20 protein-coding genes and 1 riboswitch are annotated in these 22,126 nt (G+C 42.6%); of the genes, 12 read left to right on the plus strand and 8 right to left on the minus strand.

What is annotated here, in order from left to right:
- Nucleotides 1-13 precede the first annotated feature (13 nt).
- Nucleotides 14-1,249 carry an acyltransferase family protein gene (locus ACUXV0_RS11350; protein ID WP_446189667.1) on the minus strand — a complete coding sequence of 412 codons (1,236 nt, stop codon included), beginning with the start codon at nucleotides 1,247-1,249 and terminating at the stop codon, nucleotides 14-16.
- A gap of 151 nt (nucleotides 1,250-1,400) precedes the next feature.
- On the opposite strand from ACUXV0_RS11350, the gene ACUXV0_RS11355 reads away from it, so the two are divergent.
- On the plus strand, nucleotides 1,401-2,327 hold the full coding sequence (locus tag ACUXV0_RS11355) for a bile acid:sodium symporter family protein (protein WP_446189668.1): 927 nt from the start codon (nucleotides 1,401-1,403) through the stop codon (nucleotides 2,325-2,327).
- Here ACUXV0_RS11355 and ACUXV0_RS11360 read toward each other — a convergent pair.
- The 3 genes from ACUXV0_RS11360 to ACUXV0_RS11370 all read right to left on the minus strand — a co-directional run bounded on the left by ACUXV0_RS11360 (nucleotide 2,324) and on the right by ACUXV0_RS11370 (nucleotide 6,276).
- On the minus strand, nucleotides 2,324-2,683 hold the full coding sequence (locus ACUXV0_RS11360; RefSeq protein WP_446189669.1) for a phage holin family protein: 360 nt from the start codon (nucleotides 2,681-2,683) through the stop codon (nucleotides 2,324-2,326). The two genes, ACUXV0_RS11355 and ACUXV0_RS11360, sit on opposite strands and share 4 nt — an antisense overlap.
- 86 nt (nucleotides 2,684-2,769) lie before the next feature.
- On the minus strand, nucleotides 2,770-5,256 hold the full coding sequence (gene priA / locus ACUXV0_RS11365) for a replication restart helicase PriA (RefSeq protein ID WP_446189670.1): 2,487 nt from the start codon (nucleotides 5,254-5,256) through the stop codon (nucleotides 2,770-2,772).
- 27 nt (nucleotides 5,257-5,283) lie between these two features.
- Complete coding sequence (locus ACUXV0_RS11370) at nucleotides 5,284-6,276, minus strand: DMT family transporter (protein WP_446189671.1); 993 nt, start codon at nucleotides 6,274-6,276, stop codon at nucleotides 5,284-5,286.
- A 6-nt stretch (nucleotides 6,277-6,282) separates the two neighbouring features.
- On the opposite strand from ACUXV0_RS11370, the gene ACUXV0_RS11375 reads away from it, so the two are divergent.
- The 7 genes from ACUXV0_RS11375 to ACUXV0_RS11405 all read left to right on the plus strand — a co-directional run bounded on the left by ACUXV0_RS11375 (nucleotide 6,283) and on the right by ACUXV0_RS11405 (nucleotide 14,807).
- A complete protein-coding gene (locus tag ACUXV0_RS11375) occupies nucleotides 6,283-8,205 on the plus strand; it encodes a 3-coathanger stack domain-containing protein (RefSeq protein ID WP_446189672.1) in 1,923 nt (640 codons plus the stop codon).
- 118 nt (nucleotides 8,206-8,323) lie between these two features.
- A complete protein-coding gene (locus tag ACUXV0_RS11380; RefSeq protein WP_446189673.1) occupies nucleotides 8,324-10,120 on the plus strand; it encodes an acyl-CoA dehydrogenase family protein in 1,797 nt (598 codons plus the stop codon).
- A 272-nt stretch (nucleotides 10,121-10,392) separates the two neighbouring features.
- Nucleotides 10,393-12,336, plus strand: coding sequence for a cyclic nucleotide-binding domain-containing protein (locus ACUXV0_RS11385; RefSeq protein ID WP_446189674.1), 1,944 nt, complete (start codon nucleotides 10,393-10,395; stop codon nucleotides 12,334-12,336).
- Nucleotides 12,336-12,947, plus strand: a complete 612-nt coding sequence (locus ACUXV0_RS11390; protein WP_446189675.1) for a GDSL-type esterase/lipase family protein — start codon at nucleotides 12,336-12,338, stop codon at nucleotides 12,945-12,947. Before ACUXV0_RS11385 ends, ACUXV0_RS11390 begins: the two co-directional genes overlap by 1 nt.
- Nucleotides 12,948-12,959: 12 nt before the next feature.
- Nucleotides 12,960-13,676, plus strand: a complete 717-nt coding sequence (locus ACUXV0_RS11395) for an ATP-binding cassette domain-containing protein (protein WP_446189676.1) — start codon at nucleotides 12,960-12,962, stop codon at nucleotides 13,674-13,676.
- A complete protein-coding gene (locus tag ACUXV0_RS11400; RefSeq protein ID WP_446189677.1) occupies nucleotides 13,676-14,434 on the plus strand; it encodes a HipA family kinase in 759 nt (252 codons plus the stop codon). Before ACUXV0_RS11395 ends, ACUXV0_RS11400 begins: the two co-directional genes overlap by 1 nt.
- Entirely contained in the window at nucleotides 14,424-14,807 is a 384-nt protein-coding gene (locus ACUXV0_RS11405; protein WP_446189678.1) for a DUF3037 domain-containing protein, read from the plus strand. Before ACUXV0_RS11400 ends, ACUXV0_RS11405 begins: the two co-directional genes overlap by 11 nt.
- A gap of 47 nt (nucleotides 14,808-14,854) precedes the next feature.
- Here ACUXV0_RS11405 and ACUXV0_RS11410 read toward each other — a convergent pair whose 3' ends face one another.
- Both ACUXV0_RS11410 and ACUXV0_RS11415 read right to left on the minus strand, forming a co-directional pair.
- On the minus strand, nucleotides 14,855-15,820 hold the full coding sequence (locus tag ACUXV0_RS11410; RefSeq protein WP_446189679.1) for a polyprenyl synthetase family protein: 966 nt from the start codon (nucleotides 15,818-15,820) through the stop codon (nucleotides 14,855-14,857).
- Nucleotides 15,820-17,157: an APC family permease gene (locus ACUXV0_RS11415; protein ID WP_446189680.1), complete on the minus strand. Its 1,338-nt coding sequence runs from the start codon at nucleotides 17,155-17,157 to the stop codon at nucleotides 15,820-15,822. Before ACUXV0_RS11415 ends, ACUXV0_RS11410 begins: the two co-directional genes overlap by 1 nt.
- A 139-nt stretch (nucleotides 17,158-17,296) precedes the next feature.
- On the opposite strand from ACUXV0_RS11415, the gene crcB reads away from it, so the two are divergent.
- A complete protein-coding gene (gene crcB / locus ACUXV0_RS11420) occupies nucleotides 17,297-17,656 on the plus strand; it encodes a fluoride efflux transporter CrcB (protein WP_446189681.1) in 360 nt (119 codons plus the stop codon).
- 82 nt (nucleotides 17,657-17,738) lie between these two features.
- On the opposite strand, the gene ACUXV0_RS11425 is transcribed toward crcB, so the two are convergent.
- On the minus strand, nucleotides 17,739-19,988 hold the full coding sequence (locus ACUXV0_RS11425) for a TonB-dependent receptor (RefSeq protein WP_446189682.1): 2,250 nt from the start codon (nucleotides 19,986-19,988) through the stop codon (nucleotides 17,739-17,741).
- 102 nt (nucleotides 19,989-20,090) lie between these two features.
- Nucleotides 20,091-20,189: riboswitch (TPP riboswitch) on the minus strand.
- A 116-nt stretch (nucleotides 20,190-20,305) separates the two neighbouring features.
- Here ACUXV0_RS11425 and ACUXV0_RS11430 point away from each other — a divergent pair.
- From ACUXV0_RS11430 to ACUXV0_RS11440, 3 genes are read left to right on the plus strand one after another with little or no spacing between them, the layout of a single operon-like run.
- Entirely contained in the window at nucleotides 20,306-20,602 is a 297-nt protein-coding gene (locus ACUXV0_RS11430) for a hypothetical protein (protein WP_446189683.1), read from the plus strand.
- A gap of 4 nt (nucleotides 20,603-20,606) precedes the next feature.
- Nucleotides 20,607-20,963, plus strand: coding sequence for a ribonuclease domain-containing protein (locus tag ACUXV0_RS11435; protein WP_446189684.1), 357 nt, complete (start codon nucleotides 20,607-20,609; stop codon nucleotides 20,961-20,963).
- A 27-nt stretch (nucleotides 20,964-20,990) separates the two neighbouring features.
- The gene (locus ACUXV0_RS11440; RefSeq protein ID WP_446189685.1) at nucleotides 20,991-21,440 is read left to right on the plus strand and encodes a barstar family protein; all 450 of its coding nucleotides are present in this window, start codon (nucleotides 20,991-20,993) and stop codon (nucleotides 21,438-21,440) included.
- Nucleotides 21,441-21,490: 50 nt separating this feature from the next.
- Here the strand turns inward: ACUXV0_RS11440 and ACUXV0_RS11445 are convergent, their stop codons facing one another.
- Nucleotides 21,491-22,015: a DUF2911 domain-containing protein gene (locus ACUXV0_RS11445; protein WP_446189686.1), complete on the minus strand. Its 525-nt coding sequence runs from the start codon at nucleotides 22,013-22,015 to the stop codon at nucleotides 21,491-21,493.
- Between the last annotated feature and the right edge of the window lie 111 nt (nucleotides 22,016-22,126).

The raw sequence follows: 22,126 nt of genomic DNA on the forward strand, positions 1-22,126 counted from the left end.
ATCGGTATCTTCGTTACACCTTTACGTATATCTTCTTTCTCCAGAACCAAAGTAGAATCAGAGACCAGAAAACCAGATAAAATAATGCCCAGCTCAATGAGTGCAATTTAGGATCTGAAATGAACCCTAAAACATGATCATAGATATAACCTTGTAAGCCTTGATCGCCTACTTTAATTGAAGATAATACCCTTGGAATAATGCCGGAGAAGAAAAAAACAAGCATTGGATTTACTCCAAAAATCAGAAATGGCGTAGCCCATTGTTCTCCTTTTGTCTTCTCAGCGATGAACTGAATAAGCACCAAAGAAACACAAGCCAAACCTGCTGTAAACAGCACAAAGGTGGAAGTCCACAAGGCCTTATTGATTGGGAAAACCTGATGCCACAGATAGCCAAATAATACTAAGGCAAAGCCGGCATATAGTAAGGTCCTCCATTTCTTATCTTTCAGTAATCGACCCGAGATTATCAACCCGGCAAACAAGCCCAATATCCCGGTTCCTATAGCAGGGAGTGTACTGAATAAGCCTTCAGGGTCCCAGGTTTTGCTCTGGCTCCACATATGACCACTTAGAAAAACCCTGTCGATCATCGCAGCCACATTTTCATTGGCTTCCAGATTTCCCAATTCACCATTCACAGGAATGAGCATCATGGCTGCCCAGTACCCAAGTAAAAGAACCAAACCAATGAAAGCAATCATCTTCAAACTTAGGCTTCTGTACAGTAAAGAAACAATGAGGTAGACTATGGCTATTCGCTGTAAAACCCCTGGTATTCTTACGTTCTGAAAGTGTTCAAAACCGTAAGCCAGAAAGAACATCAAACCTACCACGGCTACTGCACTTATGAGTTGAAGCCGTTTCTCATATTTGGTCAATAGTAAATATACCACCACGGCAGTTATGAGTAATCTAACAGCCAAAAGTGCATAGCCTTCAAGTCCAAAAAGCTGAATCTTGGAGAAGAAATTCAGATATAAGCCTAAGCCAAATATCCGTAAAGCTCTAATGAAAATTTTAGTAATATCAGGCTTACTACCGTCTGCAGGACTAGCCAAAACCGTAGTCACACCCACTATAAACAAGAAAAACGGAAATACCAGATCAGTAGGCGTACAGCCATGCCATGAAGCATGCAAAAGTGGTGGATACACATTCCCCCAGTCACCAGGGTTATTCACCAGGGTCATCAGCATGACGGTCAAACCCCTAAATACGTCTACAGATATTAGTCTTTCTTTCATGTGACTTTCAGCTTAGCAATTTCAATTTCCTCGTAAATTGTGCATTGAGAAGGCAATACACAAATAGAGAAGCTTTTCTGTCGTCGATCTTTCCGTTCCATAGGACGAAAATCGATTTTATTTTGAAAATTGCTAGTACAAAACCCTATCCATGAGAAATAACATTTACACCATTGTGGTCATTTTGGTGGTGATCATCACCTATAATTTCCCTCAATATTTCATTAAAGTAGGCAATCTTGAACTCACCACCTTAATAAAGCCGGTACTCCAGATCATCATGTTTGGTATGGGTACCACCATAACCTTGGGTGATTTCCTCGGGATTGTAAAAACACCCAAAAAAGTGATCATTGGCGTAGTTTTACAGTTCATGGTAATGCCTTTATGGGGTTTTGGGATTGCCTATGTTTTTGGTTTCCCTCCTGAGATTGCAGCCGGCATCATGCTCATAGGCTGTAGCCCAAGCGGACTGGCATCTAATGTCATCGCCATGCTGGCCAAAGCCAATATCGCCTTATCGATCACTCTTACCACTTTTGCGACCATGCTGGCACCGGTATTGACACCACTTTTAATGAAATACCTGGGCGGACAGTTTATTGATATCGATTTTCTGGCCATGATGTGGAGTATGTGCCAGATGGTCATATTGCCTGTAGCATTGGGTTTTGCCCTAAACCGTTTCCTTCCCAAATTCGTCTCCTCTATCAAGTCAGTACTTCCAGTTTTCTCCATGGCTGGTATTGCCTACGTCATCGGCACTGTGACGGCCAAAGGTCATGATTCGTTGGCTACCGTAGGGGCATTGCTATTTGTAGCTGTTTTGCTCCATAATATCGGAGGCTATGTATTCGGCTATTTTGCCGCTAAAGGTATTGGCATGAATGAACGCGATAGCCGAACCATCTCTATAGAAGTAGGTATGCAAAACGGCGGCCTGGCATCTGCACTGGCTGTAGAAATGGGCCGAGTAGCCACTGTAGGGCTGGCATCCGCTATTTTCGGGCCATTGATGAACGTTACAGGCTCTTTACTGGCCAGTTGGTGGGGAAAAAAAGAGATAAAAGAAGCTTAACTGTCCATGGCATCCATTTCTTTCTGGATCACCTCTCTTATGGTTAGTTTGATGTCGGTACGTTTGAGATAAATAACGCCTAATGTAATAGCTAGCAGAGCAAAAATTAGCACATAACCCCATGGAGCTCCCAGCCAAAGGTTTAAGCCCCAGGCCGCTATCATTAATAAAAAAACTACGGCAATAGAACCCAGCACCAGAAAGACAAAACGAAAGATAGCATCGGCCACAGCTCGTTCTATTTTCTCCTGTATTTCCAGTTTCTTTAGCTCAAACTTCGCCTCTATCAGCTTGATCACACTATCCTTGATCTCGCCTAGTTTGAACAAATCAGAAAGAGAGTTTTTTAAGCCCATCTTGTTTAATTTTAATCTATTGAGCCAGAAGGCTTGAGACAATAACAATCAATGATTTTGGAGTCTCAAATCTATAGTCTTAAGAATCAGACCACATCTACATTCACCACAAACCTAACACTTTTAAACTCCTTCTGGCTGTTGAGTTCTATAATTTGCTCTGCAATAAACTGTTTCACGGCTTTCATATTTACCTTCTCCTTCTCCAGTTTTACCCATACCTCAAAAAGGTACTGATTGCGGATTCGCTCCACCAATGCCTTCTCGGGACCAAGCACTCGCTGTGCTCCTAAATAGCTTCGTAATGCATTGGCTAGTTTACCCGCCGCCTGATGTGAAACATTTCGCATGATATGCTTGGTAGTGATACTGATAATCCTACTGAAAGGTGGATAATTAAACCCTTCTCTCTCGCCGATCTCACGCTCGTAAAACCCTTTATAATCACCTTCTAAAACAGACTTCAGCACACTATGCTCTGGCCCACCGGTTTGTATAAAAACTGTTCCCGGTTTTTCTTTCCTTCCTGCCCTACCACTCACCTGAGTTATCATCTGATAGGCTCTTTCTGCCGCCCTGAAGTCAGGGAAATAAATCATCTTATCGGCATTAAAAACAGCCACAAGGCTTACATTATCAAAGTCTAGTCCTTTAGAAATCATTTGAGTGCCCACCAGAATATCCACATCACCTTCGGCAAATTCATTGATGATATTTTGATACGCATTCTTGGTTCTGGTGGTGTCTAAATCCATCCGAAGAATTCTGGCTTCCGGAAAAATGACCTGCAGGTCTTCTTCAATTTTTTCGGTTCCTACCCCTACCGACTTAAGCCTGGTAGACTCACAAACCGGGCATACCTTGGGCACCGTCTCTTTATAGCCACAGTAGTGGCAAACTAAGGTGTTTTCATACATGTGATGCGTAAGACTCACGGCACATTGATGACACTGCCCTATCCAGTTACACTCTTCACAGTTTAGGTACGGAGCGTATCCCCTTCTATTCTGAAAGATGATCGTCTGCTCTTTACGTTTGATATTGGCTTCCAGAGCCTCCAGAAAACTCTGACTAAAACCATGCTGCACCCGTTCTGCCTTGCGTTCCTCTTTCATGTCTATCACCTCGAAAGATGGAAGGGTCGCTTTGCCAAAACGTTGATGCAGTTCTACCAAACCATATTTGCCGTTTTGAGCTTGCCAGTAAGACTCAAAAGAGGGTGTAGCGGAGCCCAAAAGCACTTTGGCGTGCGACTTATGAGCCAGCATTATGGCCACATCACGAGCATGGTAACGTGGAGCCGGGTCAAACTGTTTATAGCTGGTTTCATGCTCCTCATCGGCAATAATAAGCCCCAGATTACTAAAAGGAAGAAAAATAGAAGACCGCACACCTACTACAAACTGGTAGTTGCCTTTCAGTACGCCCATATACACCTCCACGCGTTCGTTATCAGAGAATTTCGAGTGATATACACCCATTTTATCTCCGAAAACCCGCTGGAGCCTACTGACTATTTGCGTAGTAAGAGCGATCTCGGGAAGCATAAGCAAAACCTGTGAGCCACTACTCAAAACTTTCTCAATGAGGTCAATATATATTTCAGTTTTCCCGCTACCGGTTATCCCATGAAAGAGCACCACCTGCTGCTCTGCAAACTGCTCCATAATCTGATCAGAGGCATTTTGCTGCCGCTCTGTCAAATTCACAGAAATCATCTCATCGGAATCGTATTGCTCAAAACGAGAAACGGTAACTTCAAACTCCTCCAATACATCGTTTTTGACCAAAGTTTTCAAGGAAGAGCTGGAAAGATCTTTAAAAAAAGCTTTGTCTACTCCATGAAGGTTTTTGGTGGCAATTTTATCTGGAGGGAGAAGGCTTAGGAGCTTGAGAATGATCTCCTGCTGCTTTGTCTTCTTCTCTAATTCATCAACCAGACTCAAGGCAGCACCCTGATTGGCAAAATTTTTAGCCAGCCTTATCTTTTTTACTCTTTTGGGCGTATATCGTTCCTTAACCTCTTCATAAACGATAATAGCACCTTTGTCAATTAACTTTTTGATCAGTTTATTGACATTCACCTCGTCAGTAAATTTGCTGAGGTCAGCATATGACAATGACTCTTTCTCCTCTACCAGACTTACGATTTCCTTCTCAAAATCATCCAACCTATCAGGATCATCAAAGTCAGGATTCAGCTGGATTCTGGACTCGCTATTGACCTTCATACCCGAGGGCAAAGCCATATTCATCACCTCTCCCGGGTGACACATATAATATTCTGCCACCCATTGAAAAAGCCAAAGCTGAGAAGCCGTAACCACCGGAAACTCATCCATGAGTTCTGAAATGTATTTGGCCTTATATTTCTCAGGCGGCGAGGCATGAACTTTTGAAATGATCCCGGTCAAAACTCTGTTTCTACCAAAGGGCACAATCACCCTTCCGCCAGTCATCACCAGCTCTGCCAAATGACGGGGCACTCTATAAGTAAATGCCTGCGGAATGGGTACCGGCAGCAGCACATCCACAAAGACAGTTTCGGTATCAAATAGTTCGTTGCTCTGCAAAAGAGGAGAATTTTGACAAAGATAAATCTATTTCTTTTTGCCTTGCCAGGAGATCATCACTCCGGAAATAATTACCAGAGCAATTCCAAAATAAGCCAGCATCCCTGGGCTAGGATCGCCCAAAATAACCCCGAAAATAATGGAGAAGATGATATTGCTAAACCCTACCGCAGAGATGATACCTGCCTTGCCATAACTAAAGGCCTTGGTAAGGTAAATCTGACCTATCATAGCCGCTACTCCCAACAATAAAATCCAAAGCCAGGCAGAGCCTTTAGGCGTCACGTAAGATGCGATGATGAAATCGAGCTGAGGTACTTCATAAAACTCCGCAATACCCATAGAAATGATTGGCAAAATAATGCCCGATATCATAAACGAAAGCACAATACTTCTGGAATCATAATAGGCACTCAAGCCTCTGATGCTCATGTAAGCAAATGCCGTAAGTATGGCATTGGTGATGCCTATCACATGATTTCGGGCAGAAAGCAGACCTCCGGACATTTGAGGCACAAAAATGAAACAGATCCCCGCAAAACCCAGAATTACGGCCATCCACTCTTTTCTACGAAGCCCTTCACCCGCCACAAAAACAGAAAATACAGCAATAAAAACCGGGTATGTTTGCTGATAGGTGATGGCCTCGGCCAGGCCTATCTGTGTAATACTGTAGAAAAAAGTGTAAAGAGCTATTGTACCCACTACACCTCTAAAAACCAGCAAAGCCGGCTTACCACCAACCTGCTGCAGGGGCCTTCTCATCACCGAGTAGCCGATGAATAATACGCCAATAAGGTTTCTGAAAAACACCAACTCTACCGAACTGATCGAATCTCTTAATAATCGCGTACATGCCCCTACTAATGCAAAGCAGAAAGAAGCAATCAGCATATACAAGACACCTTGTTTGAGTTTGGCCTGGTCCATGTGAGGCAAAAGTAGCGGCTTTTCTTGCCTTAAAATCAAATTGAAAGTGAAATCTGGCAGGTATGCTTCAGTTTCTGCTATTTTTGCCATCGCATCATGAAAAAGTTAATCTTTTTAAGCCTTTTTGCTTTCTCCTCAGCGGTTTCCGTTGCTCAGATTTCTCTTTCTTTACCGGTAGAGCGAATGATCTACCAACGCAATAACTCCAATCAAGCCTACATACATATCACTGGAAATTTCACGGCCGAATACGACAGTATTACCGCCAAAGTTTTCCCAAGAGTGAGCGGTCAGGGTACAGAAGGATCTTGGCAAACCATAGATTACCGTGATGATAAACCGTACTTCTACGGAAAGTATTTGGCCAACGGAGGTTGGTATAAACTTGGCGTTAAGGCCTATAAAGATGGCGTGGTGATTGACTCGGTAGGCAGAGAACGTGTAGGTATAGGGGAGGTTTTTGTCGTTGCCGGACAATCAAACGCTTCAGGAATTACCGATTATGTAGACCCTAACGTTGGGAACTATCCAACCGGTATCGGTTATGATTCTGATGAAGACAGGTCAAATGTAATGCACTTCTCAAATGGGGAAAATACATACGATCTTCTGCCAATCGGCTTCTCAAAAATGGCTTCTACAGATGTAGCAAATGATACGCTATTTATTGGACCATTTCAATCTGCACCTTGGTGTTGGGGTAAAGTCTCCGAAGATTTAGTGACTGCCTTAAATGTACCTGTTCTATTCTATGGAGCCGCTTTTGGGGGTACTAAGGTTCAATGGTGGAAAGAATCTGCCAACGGCGAGCCTCTAACAAACCCTTCATTTTTTATTAAGGAAGAGTTTGACCACCCTTACGGAGCACTCGCCATAGTTATGAAAATGTATACTGGGCTTACGGGCTTAAGATCAGTCTTATGGCATCAAGGAGAGTCTGACCACGGTACGGCCTCTAGTACATACAGGGCTTACCTGGAACAGGTTATCGCTAAAACACGAGAGCACTCAGAGGTCCCAAACCTTACCTGGATGGTGGCCAGAGCTTCCTATAGTTTTAATCCTGCCTCAAATGTAATTAACGGTCAGCAGGCCACTATTGATAACGATGCCAACGTGTTCAATGGGCCTACTACAGATAATATTACAGGTACCACCTACAGGCATGATAACATTCACATGGATACTGACGCCGGCATTCTGGAACATGCCAGTTACTGGGTGAATAGCATTACCGGTGGTTTTCTATCTTCTTCTACACCTACATTGGCTACGGATTTAATAGAACCAACGATGTCATGTAATACTAGCAATGCGTCAACTCCTATTACATTGACTTCACCTGCTACATATAATAATTACGCGTGGTCAAATAGAAATAATACCGATGCAGAAGCTGAAGGAGAATTTGGTAATTGCTGCCGAAGTCATACGGTGTTACCTGGTCCAAATTATATCAGACTAAACTGGGGTTATGACAGCACAAACTCCATAACAGTAGGTTCTGGTGTCTATGCTCTAAATGTTCGTAAACCTACTTCTGAGAAAATTCTCTTTAGCCCTCTCATTGACCTGAGTACGCTAACATTACCAACCAACCCATCCTTTACAGCATCTGCCGGCCAAATTCGGCCCGGAGACTCCGTGACATTGACCGGAGCTAACTGCAACGGCACTTACCAGTGGAGTAATGGCAGTTTCGGAAGTCCTTTGACATTTAGTCCGGCCAGCACAGATTCCTATACATTAGCCTGCAAAACTTTGCATTGCTTAAGCAATAGCACCTCTCCTACCCAGGTAGTGGTTTCTTCTTGTTTTCCTAATGCTCTAAACATTAGTGGTACGGTTAGCTCATCTGAATCACCATATCAGAGTCAGCAAAGCTTACAAAGCCAGCAGATTATCTCTTCGCCTTCAGGCAATATTCAATATACAGCCGCCCAATCAGTCACATTGAACCCGGGTTTTAGAGCAGATAACGGTTCTGTGTTTAGGGCCAGCATTTCTAACTGCCCTTAAAGCCAATTCTTTCTGGAAAAATTAATATAGTATGCTTGCATAACATTATTTTCTTTGCTTTATTTGTAAAGGTATGCGTGCATACTGTTTAGTTTTACATTAAAATTTTACACTATATATGTCAGCCGTAGCAGAACATTCAGCCATAAAAGGAGGCGAATTCCTGATCAAAGAAACTCAGGCACAAGACGTCTTTATTCCTGAAGAGTTTAATGAAGAGCAGCAGATGATCGCAGAGACCTGCCGCGACTTCCTCAAAACAGAGGTGCATCCTATTCTGGATGAAATTGACAAGGCCAAAACACCAGAGCTTATTTCTTCTTTGATGGATAAAGCCGGTGAACTTGGGCTATTGGGAACTGCCGTACCAGAAGAATACGAGGGTTTTGGTATGAACTTCAATACCTCAATGCTGGTAGCAGAAGTTTTGGGTGCTGGTCATTCATTTTCAGTTGCTCAGTCTGCTCACACTGGAATTGGTACATTGCCAATCCTTTATTATGGTAATGAAGAGCAAAAGAAAAAGTACTTACCTAAGCTAGCCTCAGGAGAATGGAAAGCTGCTTACTGTCTGACAGAACCTGACTCGGGCTCAGACGCCAACTCAGGTAAAACCAAAGCAGAGCTTTCTGCCGATGGCAAAACATACAAAATTAATGGTCAGAAAATGTGGATCACCAATGGTGGTTTCGCAGATGTTTTCATTGTGTTCGCTAAAATAGAAGACGACAAAAACCTAACCGCCTTCATAGTAGAAAAAACACATGAAGGAATTACAATGAACGAGCCTGAGCATAAAATGGGTATCAAAGGCTCAGACACACGTCAGATTTTCTTTAACGACTGTGTGGTACCTGTAGAAAACATGCTCTCAGACAGAGGAATGGGCTTCAAAATAGCCGTGAACATTCTGAATGTGGGTAGAATCAAACTTGGAATTGCCGCTGTAGGTGGCTCCAAGGGCGTGTTAGATCATGCTGTAAACTATGCCAATGAACGTAAGCAGTTTGGCATCTCTATCGGTAGATTCGGGGCTATCAAGCATAAACTTGGTGAAATGGCTACACGTATCTGGGTGAGTGAAACTGCCTCTTACCGTGCCGGTCAAAACATTGATGACCTCATTGAGAAATTACTGGCAGAAGGCAAATCAGATGCTGAAGCTAAACTAAAAGCTCTGGAGCAATTTGCCATTGAGTGTGCCATTATGAAAGTACATGGCTCAGAGGTGCTTGACTACGTGACAGATGAGGGTGTGCAGGTCTATGGTGGTATGGGTTATTCTGCCGATGCTCCTATGGATAGAGCATACCGTGACTCCAGAATCAACAGAATCTTTGAAGGTACCAATGAGATCAATAGACTTCTAATTGTAGACATGCTGCTCAAAAGAGCTATGAAAGGCGAGCTTGACCTTATGGGCCCAGCCGGCGAAGTAGCCAAAGAAATCATGTCTATTCCTTCTTTTGGAGATGACGATGAAGGATTATTTGCAGCCGAAAAGAAGGTGCTTAAAAACCTTAAGAAGGCTGTTATGATGGTAGCAGGAGCCGCTGTTCAGAAATTCATGATGAAGCTTTCACATGAGCAAGAGATTTTGATGAATGCTGCTGATATGTTGATAGAGATTTATTGTGCCGAATCTGCGATACTAAGAGTAGAGAAGCTCGTAGGTATTAAAGGCGAAGAAGCTGTAAGTCTTGAAAAAGACATGATGATGATTAATCTTCATAATGCAGTAGTAAAATGTAATACGGCCGGTAGAGAAGCCATCCAGGCTTTTGCTGAAGGCGATGAACTTCGTGTGATGCTTATGGGGCTGAAGCGTTTCACCAAAATTGAACCATTTAATACAAAAGATGCCAGAAGAAGAGTGGCCGACGCCATGCTTGCTGAGGGCAAATACATATTTTAAGTCGCAAGACAAACTTCAAATCGACAAGCTAGCAACCGCCTCCTTTACAGGAGGCGGTTTTTATTTGGTTTTGTACCGTCAAAACCATACAAAATAGGATAAATCCACTTTTTGCTTATTCTTTCCAAATGTATTTTCCATTTATTCCAAATTATTATTGGCAATAAACTATGGAGATTGTAGTTTCATTTTGAATAAGAGACAACAAACCAAAAAAAGAATTGAGCAGCACGAAAACAGTAAGCCTTGAGAGCCTACCTTTTTTGTCTAAAATGCCTTTAATTCTCAAAGAGAAGCTACTGAATAAGGCAGAGCTTTTAGAACAAAAAGAAACAGACATCATAACGGCTCAGTACAGCCCGGCAGATAAATTTTATCTGCTTCTTAGCGGAGCCGTAGCCTTCTCCTTAAAAGTAGAAAACGAAATGGAAGAGCTGGTGGTAGGGATGAGCAATCGTCTCTTTACGCCCGTTGGTTGGTCTGGTTTCAAAGAACCTTTTAGATATGCTACCACAGTCACTTGCACTGAAGATTGCCAGCTGATCTGTTGGGAGCATGAATTCCTGAGAGAATTATTAGAAGAAGAGCCCGCGGGTAGCCTGCCTTTACTAGAGTTCATTTCTGAACAATCGCAGCTCATGCTCAAGGACACCTGGCAAATGCTAGCTCAAATGGTGCCCGTCTCTGATAAAAGTTTATTAAAGCTTAAGACTTACCAAAGCATTGAGCAGGGCGTAAGTGTTGAGCCTTTAGACCTACTAATGCGTTCACCATTTTTTGAGGTTTTTGAGGAAGAAGAGTTGATTGCTTTTGAGCAAATGGGAGAAGTACAAAACCTGGAACGTGGACAGGTTCTGTTTACACAAGACAGCCCTTCAAAAAGTTTTGATGTACATATGCACGGCAAAACAGCCCTGATTTATTCTGTGGACAAAGCTCAAACTCAGCTCGACCATAGAATCGTCAATCATGGAGGATACCTGATCAGTACCAATTGCCTCACAGGTAAAAAACAGAACTTCTTATCATGTCTGGCTTTAGCACCGAGCACTGTTTTCAGGATTGACGCAGAGCAGCTGACGCAATACCTCCACGATCATCCGGATACAGCCGTAAAATTTAATCTCCGATTATTATGGTTTTACAGCAATCGTCTTCGATCTGCCAGAGCTAAATTGATAAGAATAAAGTTTGATGGTGAGGTGGCTGCCGTCACCAATATGATTGAGCAAAACTGTACGCAACTGGATGTTACCTCTGAGCTTCATAAGGTTCCACATCTACTCAAAAGTACCTTACACTTACAAGACGCCATCTTTTCACTAAGAAACCTGGCCGACTCCGGGAATTCTCTGGAAAGAAGAATAGCGAATAGTGCCTTGGATATCCTCACAGAGGTAGTTCGCGAATGTGATTTCTATAGCGGGCTTTTGAGGGTATACTCAGAAGTGGTAAGTGCTCCGTTTCATTTGTCTCATAGAGAAGTGCGTGATTTATGTGCAGAGCAATTTCTGGAAGTCTTTGAAAACAGTTCATATCAAATAGAAGGACTGGAGAACCTACCAGATGAGCCAGCCATTTTCATTTATAATCATCTGGAAAACCATGTGTACAATACACTCCCGAATCGTTTTCAGTTAACGCTTGACTCTCATTTTATCTCCTCTGTTATCTTATACAAAAAGTACCAGAACCCCGGGGTAAGAGTAGTAAGAATCCCCCGTGGTGAAGAGTATGGGCATCAGTATTATTATGAACGACTAGGACACATCCCGGTTTTTACCAGAGAGTCCGGCAGCAAGTTTGACTCTCATGAAGAGCGTAAAAAGCAGCGTAGTGAGTTTTATGCCACAGCCCAGCAATACCTGGAAGGCGGTACCAGTATCATGCTGGCCCCTGAAGGCACCAGCTCTACTACAGAAAACTCTCCGCAGGCCTTTAAGGCCGGAGCGTTTCTTTTGGCTACCAAAATGAAAAAAGAGCCATTAATTGTACCTGTGGCTGTTGCAAATTTTGACAAAAGGCTAAATAGAACCACCTTTGCGGCGGTCATAAAAAAACCCTTTAAAATATCTGAAAAGGTAGAAAACCCAGACAACAGAACGGACATGTCAGCGTTTTTGGAGACCTATACCAAGGAATTCAGAACGTTTATAGATGAGGCTGTGGCCTTAGCCAATGACGACTCCTGGTTAGAATTATTAGAACAGAATTAATGGAAGAATTTAGAGAAGAGGTGGCCGAACTGGCCAAAGCGAGACTTGAAAATATTCCCGACAAACCAATCGTGTTTTATGGAAGCAGCTCTTTCAGATTATGGGAATCGCTACAAGAAGACATTCCCGAGTTTCCTTGTCTGAACCTGGCATTTGGCGGCTCTCAAATTAAACATTGTAATGTCTATTTTGACCAATTGATTGGTCAAACAAAACCTCAAAGAATCTTCTTTTACTGCGGTGATAACGATATTGCAGATGAAGTTTCTCCACGTCAAATTCTGGAACGTTTCAAAAGATTCAATGATCTGGTAAATGAACATTTTCCGGGCGTTCCACTAACATTTTTAAGTATCAAGCCCAGCCCGATCAGAAATGAGAAAATTGTTACCATACAGGAAGCTAATCAGCTTATTGAGGGTTATTTAAAGGGTAAAGAGAATAGATATTATCTCGATATTCATCACGAAATGCTGGCTGGTAAAAAAGCCCGCCCAGAGCTTTTTACAGAGGATGAGCTACACATGAATCCGGCGGGTTATCAGATCTGGACCAAGAAAGTAAGAGAACATCTTGACCTACCTGCTTTAGATATGGCCATGAATAGCTAATTTCGTGGTGATATGTCTATTTCAATACAAAACCTCACAAAGGAATATGGCTCTCAAAAGGCCATAGACTCCATTAGTTTTGACCTTTCTCCGGGTGAAATCGTAGGATTTTTAGGTCCAAATGGTGCCGGCAAAAGCACCACAATGAAAATCTTAACAGGATATATCAAAGCCACTTCAGGCGAGGCAACGGTCAATGGTTTTAATGTCAATTCAGAGACCATCGAGGCCAAAAGAAGCATTGGTTACCTGCCGGAGCATAATCCACTGTACCTGGAGATGTACATCAAAGAGTTTTTGGAGTACGCAGGATCACTATACGGCCTGAAAGGCAAAGCACTAAAAAACAGGGTCGCCGAGCTGATTGAGTTGGTGGGCCTGCAGCGAGAGCAGCACAAGAAAATAGATCAATTATCTAAGGGCTACAGGCAAAGAGTAGGACTGGCTCAAGCCATGATTCACGACCCCGAGGTACTGATTCTGGATGAACCTACCACCGGCCTTGACCCAAATCAATTGGTAGAAATCAGGCAGCTGATCAAAGAAGTAGGGAAAAACAAAACGGTTATTCTCAGTACACATATCATGCAGGAAGTGGAGTCAATCTGTGAGCGTGCTATAATTATCAATCTCGGTAAAATAGTAGCTGATAAGAGCCTTCATGAGCTAAAAGAAAGCGGCCAAAGCATGGAAGAAGTTTTCAGAAACCTTACAGGAACGCAGATCTGATGCCTGAGATCAGACATGTACATATTGATCGCTATATTTCTCCACTAAGGGAAGGTGGCTCACTGCCCGCTATAGTTGAAGCCGACGATGGATTTTTATATGCTTTAAAGTTTAAAGGAGCCGGTCAAGGCACCAAGGCTTTGATCGCCGATCTAATTGGAGCAGAGTTAGCTCGTTTAGCGGGACTCAAAATTCCTGAAGTAGTTTTTGGTTACCTGCCCGATGGCTACGGCAGAACTGAGCCCGATGAAGAAATTCAAGATCTCTTAAAATGGAGTGTAGGTATAAACTTCGGCATCCACTACCTTCAAGGGGCTGTCACTTTTGACCCTGTGGCTCACGATATTGATTCTACCCTGGCCTCTAAAATCCTTTGGCTAGATACCTTTTTGATGAATATCGATCGTACAGCCCGAAATACGAACCTCTTGTATTGGAAAGGAGAAATATGGCTCATTGATCATGGAGCCTCTCTTTATTTTCATCATAATCCTTCTGCCTGGAAAGAGCAAAGCCAAAAGCCTTTTGTCAATATCAAGGATCACGTTTTGCTTAGCAGAGCCTCTGACTTAAATGCTATCCATGAGGAAATGCTCGCAGTGGTCTCTGAAGAAAACATAAAGTCAATTGTAGAGCTGATTCCTGAAGAGTGGCTGGAGGCTGATGATGCTATCAGCAAGCAACTTTACATCGACTTTCTAAACGCCCGTAGGAATAACGCAGAAGCCTTTTTAAACGAAGCCATCAATGCCAGATAAGGAAGTATACGAATATGCAATTGTCAGGTTCTACCCGCAGGTAGAACGTGGAGAGTGCATGAACGTAGGTGTGGTTCTGTTTTGCAAAGCAAAACGATATCTAGGCTTCAAATACAGTATTGATAAATCAAAATTCAGCTGTTTTGCCAAGCAACACAGTTTAGAGGAAGTTCGTCAAAACCTGGAGGCTTTTCAAAAAATCGTCAATGGAGAAAAAGGCTCAGGCCTCATTGGCGAACAAGACATGGCATCTCGTTTTCGTTGGCTCACGGCCAAACGCAGTACCATCATCCAAGCCTCTGAAATTCATCCAGGCTACACAGATGAACCCGAGAAAACTCTATATAAGATTTTTGAAGAAATGGTTCTATGACCTACTCATCCGATGACTTAGAGTCATCGGATGAGTTTTAGATATTTTTACCTATCCCTGCCAAACAACCACTGAGCAAAACCTCTTAAAGTGGCTTTTCTTTCTTCAGGAACCTGGAGTTTTTCTATCCCTTCAAAGCCTTTATTGAAAAAATCCGTCATAGCTGCTTCTGCGGCTTCCTTGATACCCAGATTGGTGAAAATTCCTCTTACAGCTTTCACTTTCTCTTCAGGGTCAAAGTCAGACTTCTGAATCCATTGATGAAGCTCGCTTCCCGGCTCACTTTTCTCTAAAGCTTTGAGCATAAGCCAGGTTTTTTTGTTCTCTATAATGTCTCCCCCAACCTGTTTTCCAAATTTTTCAGGGTCACCGTATACATCTAATATGTCATCTTTGAGCTGAAAGCCAATCCCCAGATTTACTCCGATTTGATATAATTCTGAAATAACCTCCTGCGACTGATTAGCAGCACGTGCACCCAACTCCAATGCAAAACCAAGCAGAACAGAGGTTTTGAGTTTGATCATCTCAATATACTCAGCCTCCATGACCGTTTCTCTGGACTCAAAGTTCATATCCATCTGCTGACCTTCACAGACCTCAGCCGCCGTGCGATTAAAACGCTTGAGCATCGCCTTGAAATCTCCATCTTCCGTTTCTGAAAGTAGTTCATAGGCGGCCACCAACATCACGTCACCGGATAAAATAGCAGTGTCTCTGTTCCATTTTTCATGAACCGTCTGCTGACCTCGGCGTAAGGGGGCTTCGTCCATGATATCATCATGCATCAGCGTGAAATTGTGGAATACCTCCACAGCCAAAGCGGGCTTAAGTGCCTTCTGCCAGTTCTCTTCAAAGAGATGATACGCCATGAGTGTTAGAGCAGGTCTGAGACGCTTACCACCAAGGCTCATCAGGTACTCTATCGGCTCATAAAGTTCTTGTGGCTTATCACCATACTTTAAGGTTTCTATCTCTTTTTGAAGTGCAGCAAGGTATTGATCTAATGCCATCAGGAGCTTTGTTTTTTTGCTTTCAGCAGCAAATAAAGCGGATAGGTAAGACAAAGAAAAATGATCGCATACTTACTATTTTGCCAGTCGCCATAAATTGTACCTACTAAAAAGGCCAATGAACAGATGAGCATAAACCATGGCAAAAAAGGATAAAAAGGCACTTTAAAAGGTCTCTCTAAATCGGGCTCTGTTTGGCGTAGTTTCAAAAGCGAAGCAAAGCCCATGCTATAAGACATCACAAAGAAGAATGTGGCGATATCTGATAATCTACCTGAGGTTTCTTTACCAGAAATCACCAGTAAGATAGAAAGGCTGGTGGTTATAATCAGTGCCATAGCAGGTGTACCTAGTCCATTGATTTTTAAGGCTTCCTTGAAAAAAAGTCCGTCTCTACTCATAGAAAACAAGACTCTGGGAGCAAACATCACCTGAGCATTCATCAAACCCAAGATAGAAACTAACAAAAACAGCGTTACAGCTTTCTGAGACCCCTCCCCTGCCAAAAGCCCAATGGCATCTGCCGCGGCGAGTTTACTATTGGCCAACTGATCAATGGGCAAAACATAAAGAATAGAGGCATTGACCAATAAATAAATGACGATGATACTCAGCACTCCCAAAATCATTGACTTGGGAAGATTCTTGGTGCTATCCGTATTTTCTTCTGCAAAATATGCTGCCGTATGCCAGCCATCAAAGGTGTAAAATATGGCTTGCATAGCTCCTAATATAGCGACAAAAAGTCCGCCCTTGGCCGCTGAGGCCAAAGCTTGCGGTTCAGTCCAGGCTGCTTCTCCTTTGATAAAGCAGAAGCCAACAAAAGCCAGTAAAGCAACAGCCTTGATGGCCGAAACAATCTCCTGTGATTTCCCTCCTGCCTTTGTACCTAGCATATGAAAGCCGGTCAATACAGCAAGAATAAGTATCGAACTTAAGGTCAAATGCTGGTTAACAGCAGGGAATAATAAGCCCAGATACTCGCTAATGGTAAAAGCACCAAAGCCTAAGGAAGTTACCGTACCCAGCCAACTGGTAATACCGGTAAAAAAGCCCACATAATTACCAAACGCTCGTCTGGCATAAACATACCATGCACCGGCCTTGGGTAAGGCTACCCCTAATTCAATGGCACATAAAACGCCTAAAAAAGCATAAACACTTACAACTACCCATACCATCATGATCAATACAGGATCTCTTAGCAGCTCTGCCACCGGCCCCGGCTTTCTGAGTATACCTGTACCTATTGTACCTCCAATCGTTACTGCTATACCAAAGCCTACACCAAGTAGTTTCAATAGTTGGTTAGAACCTGAAGTAGAAGTATTAGCCATTTTCATGTAGTTTTGAGCAAATAACAAAGATTTTATGGCTTAGAGGAAGTTCTGCTTGATTATTCCTGAGAACCCACCAAAGTCAAGAGATTATTTGTCAAAAAGAGTAGACCTCTTTTAATTTCAATCTTAAAACAAGATGAAAACCCTTTTATATATTTTCATTGGAGGTGGTACCGGAAGTATCTTCAGGTACCTGATAGCACGATTTAGTGTTACCACTCTACCAACCCATTTGCCCTATGGAACTACCATAGCTAATGTGCTGGCCAGCTTGGTACTGGGATTTATCACAGTTAAGACTTTTCAATCTGAACAGGTCTGGAAACCCCTCATTGCCGTAGGCTTTTGTGGTGGATTCAGCACTTATTCTACTTTTAGTAATGAGACTTTTAAGTTACTTAGTTCAGGGGAGTACGGTGGAGCTATTCTTCATATAGGCATCAACCTTATTCTATGCCTTGCCGCCATTTGGCTGGGTATGACCCTCGGAAAGTAAAAAAGTGGCAGAGTCATTAGTCTGACTCGTACCACTTTCTATTCCACATGGATTTAGTAGCTCTCTTTCTATATCACATTCATCAGAATCTCAGTCTAAGTGCTGCCAGGAAGTTAGTACCAGCTTGCGGATAGAGGAAGTTATCAGTGATTTTACCGTAGTACAAATAGCTGTATGTATAGCCATTTGAAGAATACTGCGTATTGAACAGGTTATTCACCAATAAGCTCAGCCCAATATTCTTCGCCCATTTGGTTTTGAAGTTTAGATTAGCTCTAAGATCGTTAACGAAGTACGCCCCTATCACTCTATCTTCATTTGAAGTGTTATCAAGATACTGCTTGCCCACATATTTTGGCATTAGAGCAAGTTCTAGCGTTTCTACAGGCTTGAAGCTAAGAATACCACCAGCTATTACAATTGGAGAAAAAGCAATATCTGAGTTCTCAAACGTATTGACTTCATTAGGGTTATCATCATAACTAGGCACTACTTCCGTAAAGCTTTTGATCTTGTTTTGACTCAAAGTCAAATTGGCCGTTAGCAATACCTTCTGGCCAACTTTTTGAGCTGCCTGAAGCTCAATACCCGCTCGGTAACTTTCGGGCACATTCACACGAATAGCCTCACCTACATTATTGATAGCCCCTGTAAGTACCAGCTGATCTTTATAATCCATCCAGTAAGCATTTAGCTGAATTTGCGTTTTTTCCTTGATGAAACGGTAACCCGCTTCAAAATCAAATAGCGTTTCTGGTCTTGGAGCTGCCCCATCATTTGAGGTGGCATCCACGATGTCCTGACGACTTGGCTCTTTATTGCCCACGGCAAAAGAAGCATAAGCAGAATTATACTCGTCAATTACCAAGTTTGTCCCCAACTTAGGATTGAAGAAGTTATACTGATCATCTGTAACTACGCTTTGCAAAGCATCAGCTGTACCATTGATTTCCAGACCCACAGTTCTGTATTGTAAGTCTGCAAAGACGTTCCAGTTGGCATTCAATTGATAAAAACCTTTACCGTAGATATTGAAGTCTTTCTTTACCCCTACATTTTCATACCATCTTTCTCTGATATCACTGTTCGAAGCAAACTTGGCCCAGATGATTTCGCCAAAATGATCACCGTCATAGGTGTTCCAGCCTCCACCAAAAGTACCACTCAGTCTGCCATCACCTTCATAATCAAGTGACCATACAGCCCCATAAAAATGATTATCAAGCCACTTCCTTCTAATTAAATCTGTGCTTTCAACTGTCTCTGAGCCAATGGTCAGGTTTTCTAAGCCATAATCGGCAAAGTCTTCTCCATCTTTAAATTGCTCGTAATATCCTCTACCGTATGTGTAATGCAGCGTAGGATTAAAACGCCAGTTAGCTCCCAGTTTAAAAGAGCTGATCAATTGAATATGATCCTGTGCGTAATTATCCACCTCGTTTTCGTAGCTGTAGAAATTATAGGTTCTGCCAGCATCCCAGATGCTATTGGCCGTTTGCTCATCCAGCCAGTTATTGGCCACAAAAACATCAAACTTCTCACGATCACCCAATGCCAGGCCTTCCGGTACACCATACCACGACTGATAGGTTTTCTCTTTTCCGCCGAAAACATTCAGGCGTACAAAATTCTGTTTGCCATAATACCCTCCGCTTAGGTAAAAAGAAGTCAAATCAGAAGATGCTCTATCCACATAACCATCAGAGGTGATTTTTGAAATTCGGGCATCCAACACAAAGTGATCATTGATCAATCCTGTGCTGGTCATGGCATTGAATTTCTGAGTGTTAAAAGAGCCAAAAGAGGTGTTCACTTCGGCAAAGGCCTCTCTATTGAGCTGAAGTGTGTTGATATTCACAGACCCACCGAAAGCTCCGGCACCATTTGTACTCGTACCTACGCCACGCTGCACCTGAATACTGTTCACAGACGAAGCAAAATCGGGCATATTTACCCAGAATACACCTTGCGACTCAGAGTCGTTATACGGAATACCGTTAAGTGTAACATTCACACGCGTAGCATCTGAGCCTCTGATTCTGATACCCGTGTAACCCACACCAGCACCTGCATCTGAAGTGACCACTACCGAGGGCAATTGGTTTAATAAAAATGGAATGTCCTGTCCGAGGTTTTGCTTCTCCAGTTCCTTTTTCTGAACTGTGGTGAAGGCCATCCCGGTTTTCTCTGTAGCTCTGGTGGCATTCACTACCACCTCAGAGAGGTCAACAGATGATAATGTATCTGCTTGTGCAAATACCAGATTGGAAGAAAAAAGCAGACTTAATACTAATGCCGCTTTCAGTTTGAACGTAAAGGTTTTGTTGTTCATAATTATCTTATTAAAGACGAATTACGAAGCAGATCAAGGAGCAAAATCGCTGTCGTTTTGTTTGACAAAAATTTTGAAAATTCCATAGATAGGCCGGTACGTCTACCTGCCCGTCTCAAGTTCCCTTCGTCGGTGCTAACCGTTTCAGGTTCTATGGGTATGATCTCAGCCCGTTTTGTTAAGGCACCCCTTTGAGATTTATTGGCAAAGATAAACCGATTCTCGTTTCTATACGTTATACTTGGTAAAGAATTAAGACGAAACGATCCGTAGAGTGCAATATTCTCGTATTTAGTTTCACTATTCCAATTTTCAGTATGTCGCAGTACATGGTCGAGTTTGATTTACCTACACCATATTCTGAGGAGTTCATGGCGAAAATCCCTCATCAGAAGATTGTGGTAGACGAGCTCATGGAAGAAGGTAAGATCATTTCTTACGCTCTCTCCATGGACAGAGGCAGACTATGGATGGTACTCAACGCCGAAACCGAATTTGAGGTTTTAAAGGTGATCAATGAGTTTCCACTGATTCTTGACATGCACTATATCATTACCGAACTTATGTTTAATCATGCCGGAGCTATTCATGTACCGGCTTTCTCACTGAATTAAACCCATGCTTCGTTTTTTATCGCTTGCAGTACTTTTTTTCAGCATTCTCTCCTGCAGGCTTCCGGAAACCTCTCAGACACTAACAGACCAGATACCTCAGGCAGCCTTTGACACCTGGGCCTATGTGAAAAAACATAACCGAGCACCCAGAGGCTATGTGGGTGGCAGGCGTTTTGGGAACTACGAAAAACTGCTCCCTCAAAAAACCGAAACTGGCAAGAGGGTATACTATAAAGAGTGGGACATCTACCCGAAGATTAAAGGCAAAAACCGAGGGGCCGAACGTATAGTCACCAGCTCTACCAATAGGGGATATTATACCCCGGACCATTATGAAAGCTTTATTGAAATGAAAAACTAATACACAGTTCTTATTCCTTTTAAACTGATGAACAATTTATTTATCACCGACAGTCCTGAGGAATTCAATGATTTCTCACTCATCACTATTGACGCCAAAAAATGTAAGTCTTTAAGAGACTTCTACGAGACCCTGGCTGAAACAATGCACTTCCCTGATTATTTCGGATTTAATCTCGACTCCTTTGATGAGATGATCAATGATTTATCATGGATTGAAGACGAGAGGTTATTGATTTATTTCAAAAACTCATCTGACTTTCTTCTCAATGAACGAAACGATAAGAAAGTGGTGACGCTTCTAGAGCTGCTTGATGCTTCATGCGAAGACTGGAAATACATGGATGAGGAAGCTGAGAAAGAAACCATTGAAGGCGAGGAAGATGAAGATGACTATTTCATCCCTAAAAAGGAATTGATTATAGGCTTCTCAGAAAGCGACCGAATGGACGATTTTCTGGCCGAGCTGTTCGGATAAGACGCAAAAAAGCCCTCAAAGAAAGTTCTTTAAGGGCTTTCAGCTGTAAATTATTTTACCGGAATATCTACTGCGGTATTGGCCCAATGCAGATTCAGAATGACCTCATCTTCACTGCCAAGTGATGTATTGATTGTAAATAGTTCCTGGCTTTCAGCAGTCTGCATAGAAGGCACCTGCACTCTTACAAAATCCTCAGATTCGTTATAGCTGGTTCCCCATTGACCCGTCTGGGAATTTAGTATGACTGTCCAGTCGCTTTCTGTGGGAATAGTCCATAGTGTGTACTCACCCATTGGCACATCAGCACCTGCAAAATTGACATCACGACTGAAGCTAATCAAAGTGGCCTCATTGGCTCCAGTTCTCCATACTTTGTTAAACGGAACCAGCTCACCAAATATGGTTCTTCCTTTCACTGCCGGTTGGCAATACTTGACTTTAACATTTAAATCACCAGAGGTTTGTTCAACTACTGCTGCAGGACTATGGCTTTTAGTCCATGATTTTAAACCGAAGAATAACGCCGCCAGAACAGCGATTACGATCAGAATGATTCTCACAAATTTCTTCATAAGGGAATGGCTTTAGGGGTTCATTTGTTTTGATTTATTTATCAACACTTTGCTTGTTGAAAAAATTCGACTTTACTCAATCGGAATTCCATTGGTGAATCCCCACCTTTG

The organism is Jiulongibacter sp. NS-SX5 (genome assembly GCF_052828545.1).